Origin of the sequence: Bizionia sp., from assembly GCF_048259285.1 — a bacterium.
Lineage (GTDB): Bacteria > Bacteroidota > Bacteroidia > Flavobacteriales > Flavobacteriaceae > Algorimicrobium > Algorimicrobium hallyeonense.
In genome coordinates this window covers 98342-108282 of the sequence record NZ_JBLXHU010000001.1, presented here as the reverse complement: position 1 = coordinate 108282, position 9941 = coordinate 98342, and the positions used below count along the sequence as shown (strand labels likewise).

Below are 9941 nucleotides of genomic sequence, written 5' to 3'. Positions count from 1 at the left end.
CAAGTGAGAATCAATCTTGAGATTTTCCCGCCAAAAAAGCAAAATAAAGCAGTGGAGCAATAACGATAACCCCGGAAATTATTAAAGCTGTTACAAGCACAAATTTAAATACATAAACTAAAACAACAAATGCTACAATAGCAATTACAATAAAAATTAATAGTTTCTTGCCCATAATTATTTTTGATTTTATACCTAAAAATACACTTTTTTTATGAAGCGCCTTCTAATTTCGTTCAATGAATGCCCTAATTAATAAACTACTATTTACAAAAAACCAATGACTTATACACTCTATTAGGCAATAATTATTAAAGGCTTATAAAAATATTCACACTTTCATAATTAACCTAATTTGAATAACCTTGTAACGAATTATACATTAAACAAGAAGTGCATGACATCACCATCTTTTACGATATAGTTTTTTCCTTCCACGCGCATTTTACCAGCTTCTTTTACTTTTGCTTCGCTACCAAATTGTACATAATCATCATACGCAATAACTTCAGCGCGGATAAAGCCTTTTTCAAAATCAGTATGAATAACACCAGCCGCTTGAGGCGCTGTTGCTCCAACTTCTACAGTCCAAGCGCGCACTTCTTTAACACCTGCAGTAAAATAGGTTTGTAAATTTAATAATTTATAAGCCGAACGAATTAATTTAGCAGAACCTGGCTCTTCTAAACCAATATCAGCTAAAAACATCTGACGCTCCTCGTAATCGTCTAATTCATTAATATCAGCTTCTGTTCCTACTGCTAAAACTAAAACTTCAGCATTTTCATCTTTAACGGCTTCACGAACCTTATCAACATAAGCATTACCTGAATTTGCGGAATCTTCATCCACATTACAAACATACATCACAGGTTTATCCGTAATAAATTGACTTGGTTTTACAAAATCGATATCTTCTTCTTCCGAGAATTCCAAAGCACGGACTGAAATACCAGCTTCCAAACCGGCTTTTATTTTAAGTAAAACCGCTTCTTCTTTCTGCGCCTCTTTATTTCCGGTTTTGGCAGCTCGCTTCACCTTTTCCAGTTTTTTCTCAACTGTTTCTAAATCTTTCAGCTGCAATTCCATATCAATGGTTTCTTTATCACGAATAGGATTCACGTTACCATCCACATGAACAATATTATCATTATCAAAACAGCGTAATACATGTAAAATAGCGTCTGTTTCTCGAATATTAGCTAGGAATTGATTGCCAAGACCCTCACCTTTACTCGCGCCTTTTACCAAACCAGCAATATCAACAATTTCAACTGTTGCAGGTAAAACACGTTCCGGATTCACCAAGGACTCCAATTTTTCAAGTCTTGGATCTGGTACATTAACCACACCAATATTAGGTTCTATGGTACAAAACGGAAAGTTAGCACTTTGCGCTTTGGCATTTGATAAACAATTAAATAATGTTGATTTTCCTACGTTTGGTAATCCTACGATGCCTGCTTTCATATCTCATATTCCTGCGAAAGCAGGAATCTCTTTTTAAAGTTGTACTTATTTTTACTGCTTTCACGTTTCGTTAAGCAGCCGCAAAGGTAACTAATTACTTGAATAGTTTGAATATGGTTTTTAGAAATTGTTAAAGACCTTAATAATAATGTGTTTATGCTTTATAAAACCCATAAAAATATAAAACCTCCAGCTTAAGCTGGAGGTCTTTATTACGAAAGGGCTTACCCAATTCTTAATTCTTAATTCTTAATTCTTAATTCCAATTTACGCATCTGGATGCATAAAACGCTGCTTAGCGTTTAATTCCTCTTCCGTTTCAACATGTGCATCATCAGGCACACAACAGTCTACAGGACAAACAGCCGCACATTGTGGTTCTTCATGAAAACCTTGACATTCGGTACATTTATCAGGAACTATGTAGTAAATTTCATCACTTATTGGCTCTTGGGCTTCTTCAGCATCTACCTCTTTACCGTTTGGTAAAACCACCTTTCCGTTTAAGCTGGTGCCATCTTTATAGCGCCAATCATCAGCACCTTCATAAATAGCGGTGTTTGGACATTCTGGCTCACAGGCACCACAATTAATACATTCGTCTGTTATTATAATTGCCATTGTTTTCTATATTTTTTAATCTTTCGATATAATTTTTAATAAAGGTTTCTTTTGAATTTCCAATAATTAATCCAGATTATCAGAATTAAAACCTTTTGTTGCTCACTTGCTTTATGTAAATTTGCAGTTGCAAAAATAAAGCCAAAACCATTCATAACCAAATCATACATGGATTTACGACAAAGAATTAACGCGTTTGTTGAATTAGGGAAATTTCTTAAACAATTTTCTACCGATCCCTTTGAAGAAAACAACGCAGTTTTACATAACAATTTGTTTTTTGACGGCTTTAAACATCAAATAAAAATTGCTCAAGAACATAATGCCTGGTTTACTAGAGAGAATCTTATTTTCTCTTTTAATGGCTGGTCTAAATCACTGACTGAAAGCAATATTACCCAATGGCTTAACAACTATAACTTTAACAATGTTAATCCTAAAAAGGTCGCAATTATAATGGCTGGAAATATCCCTTTAGTAGGTTTTCACGATTTTTTATCGGTTTTAATTTCCGGACATCACGTGGTTGTAAAACAATCTACTAATGACAAACATCTATTACCTTTTTTAGCTAAATATCTTGAAACGGTAGAGCCAGAATTTAAAGGAAAAATTAGGTTTACTGCAGATAAGCTCGATAATTTTGAAGCCGTAATCGCTACTGGAAGCAATAATACAGCTCGATATTTTGAATATTATTTCAAAGGAAAACCGTCAATTATTCGTAAAAACAGAAATTCTTTAGCTGTTCTTTCAGGTGATGAAACGGAAGAGCAATTAGAAGCGCTTTCCGAAGATATTTTTAGATACTACGGCTTGGGTTGTAGAAATGTATCAAAATTATTAGTGCCTAAAGATTACGATTTTCAAAAATTCTTTAAGGCTATGTACAAGTGGCACCCTATAATTCACCAAAATAAATACGCCAATAACTACGATTATAATAAGGCAGTTTATTTAATGAGCGAATTTGATATGTTAGAAAATGGGTTTTTAATGATTAAAGAAGACAGTAGCTACGCCTCGCCTATTGCTACGGTTTTCTATGAATACTATTCGGATGCAAAAACTTTAAAGAACAAGCTTCAAGCCGATTCTGATAAAATTCAATGTGTGGTTGCTAGCGGTTTAGTAGATTCTGAAGTTTCCTTCGGACAAACGCAAAATCCGCAGCTTTGGGATTATGCAGACAACGTAGATACCATTTCGTTTTTGTTAAAAATTAGTTGATAAGTTATTGATTTATTACCTGCTTTTTTATGAGAATTTAGCACCTTTGTAGCCATCACAGATTATATTAATTTCCGACTTTCTTCAGAAACACTGAAGGTTAAGCACGGAAATAACAAACTATATTATTCCATGAAAAGACATAATTTTAGTGCAGGACCTTGCATTTTACCGAAAGAAGTGATGCTTAAAGCATCAGAAGCTATTTTAGATTTTGATAATGGTTTATCATTAATCGAAATTTCCCACAGAAGTAAACCCTTTGTGGATGTTATGGAAAAGGCACGTGCTTTGGCTTTGGAATTACTCGGTTTAGAAGGTAAAGGCTACAAAGCTTTGTTTCTTCAGGGAGGTGCTAGTACACAGTTTTTAATGGTAGCTTTAAACCTACTTGAAAAACGCGCAGGCTATTTAAACACAGGAACCTGGGCAGATAAAGCTATTCAAGAAGCACGTATTTACGATGATGTTTACGAAGTGGCTTCATCTAAAGATGCCAACTTCAACTTCATCCCAAAAGGTTACGATATTCCAACAGATTATGATTATTTCCATTGCACATCTAACAACACCATTTTTGGAACACAAATGAAATCCTTTCCAGAATGTGATATTCCGATGGTTTGTGATATGAGCAGTGATATTTTTTCGCGCCAATTAGATTTCACCAAATTCGATTTAATATATGCGGGTGCTCAAAAAAATATGGGTCCTGCGGGAACAACATTAGTGGTGGTTCGTGAAGATATTTTAGGAAAAGTATCTCGTAAAATTCCATCAATGATGGATTATAAGGTGCACATTGGTAAAAGCAGCATGTTTAACACACCGCCCGTTTTTGCCGTTTATACATCCATGTTAACTATGGAGTGGCTTAAAAATTTAGGTGGCATTCCAGCTATTGAAAAAGAAAACAACAAAAAAGCACAATTAATTTATAGTGAAATAGACCTGAACCCATTATTTAAAGGTTATGCTATGAAGGAAGATCGTTCCAAAATGAATGCGACTTTCAATTTGACCAACGAAGACTTAAAAGAAACTTTTGAAACCATGTTGGACGAAGAAGGTATTAACGGGCTTAATGGTCATAGAAGTGTTGGAGGATATCGCGCATCTATGTACAATGCCATGCCGTTAGATAGTGTTGGTGTTTTAGTGGATATTATGAGTGAACTGGAACGTAAAGCGTAACAGTTAAATAAAATAACAAATTGTGTTTAATTATAAGCTCTCTTGTTTTTGGGAGCAAAAATCAAGTTTTAAATGAAAGTATTAGCAAACGATGGTGTTTCGCAAAGTGGTATAGAAGCATTAGAGGAAGCAGGTTATGAAGTATTAACAACCACAGTTGCCCAAGAGCAATTAGCAAATTATATCAACCAGCATAATATAGCGGTATTATTAGTTCGTAGCGCCACAACGGTACGTCAGGATTTAATAGATAGTTGTCCATCTTTAAAAATTATTGGTCGTGGTGGTGTAGGAATGGACAATATTGATGTAGAATATGCACGCAGTAAAAATGTCCACGTCATTAATACACCAGATGCTTCATCTCACTCGGTTGCTGAACTTGTGTTTGCTCACTTATTTGGAGGCGTGCGTTTTTTACATGACTCCAACAGAAACATGCCATTGGATGGTGATTCGCAATTCAAATCCTTAAAGAAAAACTACGCTAAAGGTGTGGAACTTCGTGGTAAAACATTAGGTATTATTGGTTTTGGTCGTATTGGTCGTCAAGTTGCTAAAATAGCATTAGGCGTTGGCATGAAGGTTATTGCTAGTGATAAATATGTTGGTAAAGCTACAATAAAAGTTCAATTTTATAATGGTCAATTTATTAATGTAGAGATTAAAACGAAACCTACAACAGAAATTTTAAAACAAGCTGATTTCATTTCACTACATGTACCCGCTCAAAAAGAATATGTTATCAGTGAGAAAGAATTTAGCATTATGAAAGATGGTGTTGGAATTATTAATGCGGCTCGAGGCGGCGTTGTAGATGAAGTAGCTTTAGTCAAGGCTTTAGAGTCTGGTAAGGTTGCCTTTGCTGGTTTAGATACGTTTGAAGAAGAACCATCACCAGCCATTCAAGTTTTGATGAATGGTAGAATATCATTAACTCCGCATATTGGAGCGGCAACTAATGAAGCACAAGACAGAATTGGAACCGAACTTGCCTCGCAGATTATCAGTATATTAAAAACAGAAAAACAATAAATATTTAAAGTTTTTACTACCTTGAAACCCTAACATTTTAAAATATAAAAAGCATGGCAGGAATATTAGATCTATTAAATAGTGATATGGGTAAAACCATAATAAGCGGTGTTGCCGGACAATCCAAACAATCAGAAAGTAAAACACAAGATGTTTTAACCATGGCTTTACCAGTACTTATGCAAGCTATGAAACGTAATGCTGCCACACCTCAAGGTGCTGAAGGATTATTAGGCGCCTTAAATAATAGTAAACATGACGGTAGTATTCTTGATAACCTTGGAAGTCTTTTTTCCGGTGGAGTTGATGATTCCGTAACCCATGAAGGTGATAAAATATTAAATCACGTTTTGGGTAGTAAAAAAGCCAATGTAGAAAATGCTATTGGTGCCAGAGCTGGAATTGACGCCGGGTCTGTAGCCCAAATCCTTAAAGTAGCAGCTCCAATTTTGATGGGTGTTTTAGGAAAACAAACTAGAGCGCAAAATGTAAATAGCACGTCCGGTATTGAAGGATTATTAGGAGGTCTGTTAAGCGGAAACTCCAAAGAAAATGAACAAAGCTTTTTGGAGTCTATTTTAGATGCCGATGGCGATGGTAGTATTATAGATGATGTTGCCGGAATGGTTTTAAATAGCGGTAAAAAGAAAGGTGGACTTGGCGGAATTTTAGGTGGCCTTTTTGGAAAATAATAAATCAAACCTACTATACATTAATAAGTCAGACCATAACAGTCTGACTTTTTTGTTAAAAATAATTGAACCAACCTTAAATTCTACAGAATTTCGTAATTTTAAGAAAAGTAGATTTATGAAATTGCTATATAGCATCCTAGTAATACTCTGTTTAATGGTTAGTTGTAAAACGCCTGAAACCGTTGGAAATATTTCAAAAACGGAAGTAACAGAAACTCAAGACACCATTAAGCTTGTAAATGATGAATTGGAATATGAAGTTATAATCATAGAAGCGGGATTTGATTCCTGGATGGCTAGACGTGCTAAACCTAGAAATTTTTATACCCAATCCTTTTTGGAGGCAAAAAACATCCAATATGTTACGGAATGGAATAAACGCGTGGTGTCTTCACGTTATAATCAAAATTTATACGACATGAGCATTAATTATCAACAAGGCATCAATTATGGCTTTGAGCTTAATTATTTACTCTACCACTATTTTGTTTTTTTTCAAGAGAAGTATAAACAGAAATTATCCTCGCATAATCCTCAATTTTAAAGTATCTTTGCACCCAAATTTGCGGTATGAAAAAATTCAAAGAAACTTGGGAAATTCAACATAACTGGCAACTTATATTTCCTGCTTTAGGAATTATTGGCCTTCTGTATTCTTGTTTCAGACTTGCCTTTCTTTTGCCTTTATCTGAAATCCTACTTATTCAATTTGTATATACAATTATCTTATTTGTCCTTTTATTAAAAATAACCTTATGGCTTTTTACAAAACTTGAAAGTCGTTGGGAAGTTACATACCGTTGGGAAATTATTCGTATTTTCATTGTGTTTGCGGTAACAGGAAGCTCATCTTTAGTCGTAGGACGACCTATAATTGAACTCATGGGAATTACTAAAGAAAACTTAAATCCACTGCTCTACTGGATTTTATTTATTATTATTGGGCTTGTTTTCTATCAAATCCTCTTGATTACATTTGGTTGGCTTTTTGGGCAGTTTAAATTTTTCTGGGAATTTGAAAAGAAAATGCTCAAACGATTTGGTTTAAAACGCTTTTTAGATTAGTGCAGGAACTTAAGAAACATATCATTTTTAAAGGATTCACAATACTTTTAGTTTGTGCTATACTCTTACCTGCTGCTGTAAAGGTTGCTCATGTCTTTGAAAACCATAAACATGAAGTCTGTATTGATAAATCGACAACGCATTTCCATACACTTGATTTAGAGTGTGAATTTTACAAATTTAAATTAGCAAATCAATTTTTTCATATTCCGGAAAACTTCAACATTTTAAATGTTACCGAGAATCATGAAGTTTCTACCTCACAATACTTTTTTTTAAGCCCATTTCAACAACTTCATTTTTCCCTTAGAGGACCACCTGTTTTAAGTTAATACCTATTTTTTATTACATTTTAACTTAATACATTATACATGAAAACAATTTTATATCTATTGTTTTTATCCATGGCATCAATAGCTATGGGTCAAAACAATATTACTGGCATCGTTACAGATGCTGAAACCGGCGAAGGTTTACCTTTCGTAAATATTTATTTTCCCCAATTAGAAAAAGGCACCACAACGGACTTTGATGGTATTTTCAACATTGAAAATTTACCGTCAGGATCATATTCATTAGTCTATTCTTTTGTAGGATATGGAACAAAATCTATGAATTTAGTTATTCCTACAACCGATACTATTTCATTAACATTATCTAGTTCAGCCATAGAAATGGAAGCGGTAATTATATCCACACCTTTCCATAAGCTTCAAAGTGATAATGTAATGAAGGTGGAGCGCCAAACTATTAAAGAATTAAAAGCTTCTGGAGCCGTTACTTTGGGCGAAGGTATTTCTAATATAGCAGGTGTTGAAGGTGTTAGCACAGGATTAGGTATTACCAAACCTGTAATTCGCGGTTTAAGTTCCAACCGTGTTCTAGTATATACTCAAGGGGTCCGATTAGAAAATCAGCAATTTGGTGATGAACATGGACTGGGTTTAAGCGACGCTGGTGTAGAAAGTGTAGAAGTCATTAAAGGTCCCGCATCCTTACTCTATGGAAGTGATGCACTTGGTGGCGTTTTATATATTAATCCCGAAAAATTTGCGCATCAAAATTCGAGTAATGCAGACTTTGGCGGAACTTATTTCACCAATACTCAAGGTTACAGTACAAATGCTGGTTACAAAGCATCTGGCGAAGCGTTTAAGGTGTTATTTAGAGGTAGTGTTACAGAACATGCCGATTACAATACAGCCGATTATCGCGTGACCAACACACGTTTTAAAGAACAAGATTTTAAAGCGGGCCTTGGCTACCAATCTACGAACTTCAAGACAGATTTTCGTTATAATGTCAATCATTCCAAAATAGGAATTCCAGAAGCCATTGGTGAGCAATCAACTAATAAAACGCCTTTATTGCCATATCAGGAATTAACGAATCATATATTTAGTTCGCGCTCAACCGTGTTTTTTAATAATTCGAAATTGGAATTTAATTTAGGGTATATCTATAATAACCGTAACGAATTTGAAGATGAACATGATCATGATCACGACCACGATCATGAGGAAGATCACGATGAGCATGAAGACGAACATCATGACGAAGAACATGAAACCTTACATCCTGCCCTTCAAATGAAGCTTAAAACTGCTAATTATGATGTGAAATACCACTTACCTATTTTGGGTAAATTTGAAACAATTGTTGGTGTTCAAGGTATGAATCAAGTGAATACTAATTATGGTGAAGAAGAATTAATTCCAAATGCCGTTACTAATGATTTTGGTATTTTGGCCATGTCACATATTCATTTTGAAAAATTCGATATACAATTAGGTGCACGATATGACAACCGCTGGCTACAAATTGACAATAACATAAATAAAACCTTCAATAGTTTTAATGGTGCTTTTGGTGTAAAAACGAATCTTACTGAAAATATAACAGCACGTTTAAATTTGGCAACAGGTTTTAGAGCTCCTAATTTAGCTGAATTAACTTCAGATGGTGTTCATCATGGTACAAATAGATATGAAATTGGGAATATTGATTTAAATAATGAACAAAATTTTCAAACCGATTTGGCTTTAGAGTTTAAAAGCGAGCATATTGAGTTTTTTGTAAACGGTTTTTATAATCACGTAAATGATTACATCTACTTATCACCAAACGGGACATCTATAAATAACACACCTGTTTACAACTATGTTCAGGATAATTCTGCATTATATGGTGGTGAAATTGGTTTGCATTTTCATCCACACCCTTTAGATTGGCTGCACTATGAAAGTAGTTTTGAAACAGTTACCGGAAAATTAGATTCAGGTGATTATTTACCTTTAATTCCTGCAAATAGTATAAACAATACCATTCGTGTAGAATTTGATTATAAGGAAGAAACAAATATGTATGCTTTTGTTAAGCTAAAATCCGTGTTTAGCCAAGATAACGTGAGTACTTTTGAAACAGCAACCGGTAGTTACAATTTACTAAGCGCGGGGTTTGGTGGAAATATTAAAGTGTTTAATAATGATTTGTCCATCATTATTTCAGGAACTAATTTAACGGATAAAACTTATGTTAATCATCTGTCACGCTTAAAACCGGATGGTATTTTTAATATGGGACGAAATTTCAGTTTAGGACTCACCTATTCCTTATAAACTATAAAAAAAG

At 34.3% G+C, this 9941-nt stretch carries 10 protein-coding genes; 7 read left to right on the top strand and 3 right to left on the bottom strand.

The annotated features are described in order from the left end of the window. Positions 1-10: 10 nt before the first annotated feature. The 3 genes from ACN0QX_RS00520 to ACN0QX_RS00510 form a co-directional block, all read right to left on the bottom strand. Complete coding sequence (locus ACN0QX_RS00520; protein ID WP_417195031.1) at positions 11-175, bottom strand: hypothetical protein; 165 nt, start codon at positions 173-175, stop codon at positions 11-13. 200 nt (positions 176-375) lie between these two features. Continuing rightward, positions 376-1470: a redox-regulated ATPase YchF gene (gene ychF, locus ACN0QX_RS00515; RefSeq protein WP_248399450.1), complete on the bottom strand. Its 1095-nt coding sequence runs from the start codon at positions 1468-1470 to the stop codon at positions 376-378. A gap of 267 nt (positions 1471-1737) precedes the next feature. Next, positions 1738-2091, bottom strand: coding sequence for a 4Fe-4S dicluster domain-containing protein (locus tag ACN0QX_RS00510; protein WP_248399448.1), 354 nt, complete (start codon positions 2089-2091; stop codon positions 1738-1740). Positions 2092-2259: 168 nt separating this feature from the next. Here ACN0QX_RS00510 and ACN0QX_RS00505 point away from each other — a divergent pair, with 168 nt between their 5' ends. From ACN0QX_RS00505 to ACN0QX_RS00475, 7 genes are all read left to right on the top strand, one after another. Continuing rightward, positions 2260-3321 carry an acyl-CoA reductase gene (locus ACN0QX_RS00505; protein ID WP_417195030.1) on the top strand — a complete coding sequence of 354 codons (1062 nt, stop codon included), beginning with the start codon at positions 2260-2262 and terminating at the stop codon, positions 3319-3321. A 132-nt stretch (positions 3322-3453) separates the two neighbouring features. Continuing rightward, complete coding sequence (gene serC, locus ACN0QX_RS00500; RefSeq protein WP_248399444.1) at positions 3454-4515, top strand: 3-phosphoserine/phosphohydroxythreonine transaminase; 1062 nt, start codon at positions 3454-3456, stop codon at positions 4513-4515. 72 nt (positions 4516-4587) lie between these two features. Then, the gene (locus ACN0QX_RS00495) at positions 4588-5550 is read left to right on the top strand and encodes a D-2-hydroxyacid dehydrogenase (protein ID WP_248399442.1); all 963 of its coding nucleotides are present in this window, start codon (positions 4588-4590) and stop codon (positions 5548-5550) included. A gap of 53 nt (positions 5551-5603) precedes the next feature. Then, a complete protein-coding gene (locus ACN0QX_RS00490; protein ID WP_248399440.1) occupies positions 5604-6242 on the top strand; it encodes a DUF937 domain-containing protein in 639 nt (212 codons plus the stop codon). Positions 6243-6360: 118 nt separating this feature from the next. Next, the gene (locus tag ACN0QX_RS00485; RefSeq protein WP_417195029.1) at positions 6361-6789 is read left to right on the top strand and encodes a DUF6146 family protein; all 429 of its coding nucleotides are present in this window, start codon (positions 6361-6363) and stop codon (positions 6787-6789) included. A 26-nt stretch (positions 6790-6815) separates the two neighbouring features. Then, positions 6816-7310 (top strand): DUF6787 family protein, encoded by a 495-nt coding sequence (locus ACN0QX_RS00480; RefSeq protein WP_417195028.1) that lies wholly within the window; start codon positions 6816-6818, stop codon positions 7308-7310. Between the two features lie 371 nt (positions 7311-7681). Beyond that, positions 7682-9928 carry a TonB-dependent receptor gene (locus ACN0QX_RS00475; protein WP_417195027.1) on the top strand — a complete coding sequence of 749 codons (2247 nt, stop codon included), beginning with the start codon at positions 7682-7684 and terminating at the stop codon, positions 9926-9928. Positions 9929-9941 lie beyond the last annotated feature (13 nt).

Bases quoted from the DNA above. Each gene is read 5' to 3' on its own strand.
- ACN0QX_RS00505 (WP_417195030.1), top strand. From the start codon at position 2,260: ATGGATTTACGACAAAGAATTAACGCGTTTGTTGAATTAGGGAAATTT.
- ychF (WP_248399450.1), bottom strand. From the start codon at position 1,470: ATGAAAGCAGGCATCGTAGGATTACCAAACGTAGGAAAATCAACATTA.
- ACN0QX_RS00510 (WP_248399448.1), bottom strand. From the start codon at position 2,091: ATGGCAATTATAATAACAGACGAATGTATTAATTGTGGTGCCTGTGAG.
- serC (WP_248399444.1), top strand. From the start codon at position 3,454: ATGAAAAGACATAATTTTAGTGCAGGACCTTGCATTTTACCGAAAGAA.
- ACN0QX_RS00520 (WP_417195031.1), bottom strand. From the start codon at position 175: ATGGGCAAGAAACTATTAATTTTTATTGTAATTGCTATTGTAGCATTT.
- ACN0QX_RS00475 (WP_417195027.1), top strand. From the start codon at position 7,682: ATGAAAACAATTTTATATCTATTGTTTTTATCCATGGCATCAATAGCT.
- ACN0QX_RS00490 (WP_248399440.1), top strand. From the start codon at position 5,604: ATGGCAGGAATATTAGATCTATTAAATAGTGATATGGGTAAAACCATA.
- ACN0QX_RS00485 (WP_417195029.1), top strand. From the start codon at position 6,361: ATGAAATTGCTATATAGCATCCTAGTAATACTCTGTTTAATGGTTAGT.
- ACN0QX_RS00480 (WP_417195028.1), top strand. From the start codon at position 6,816: ATGAAAAAATTCAAAGAAACTTGGGAAATTCAACATAACTGGCAACTT.
- ACN0QX_RS00495 (WP_248399442.1), top strand. From the start codon at position 4,588: ATGAAAGTATTAGCAAACGATGGTGTTTCGCAAAGTGGTATAGAAGCA.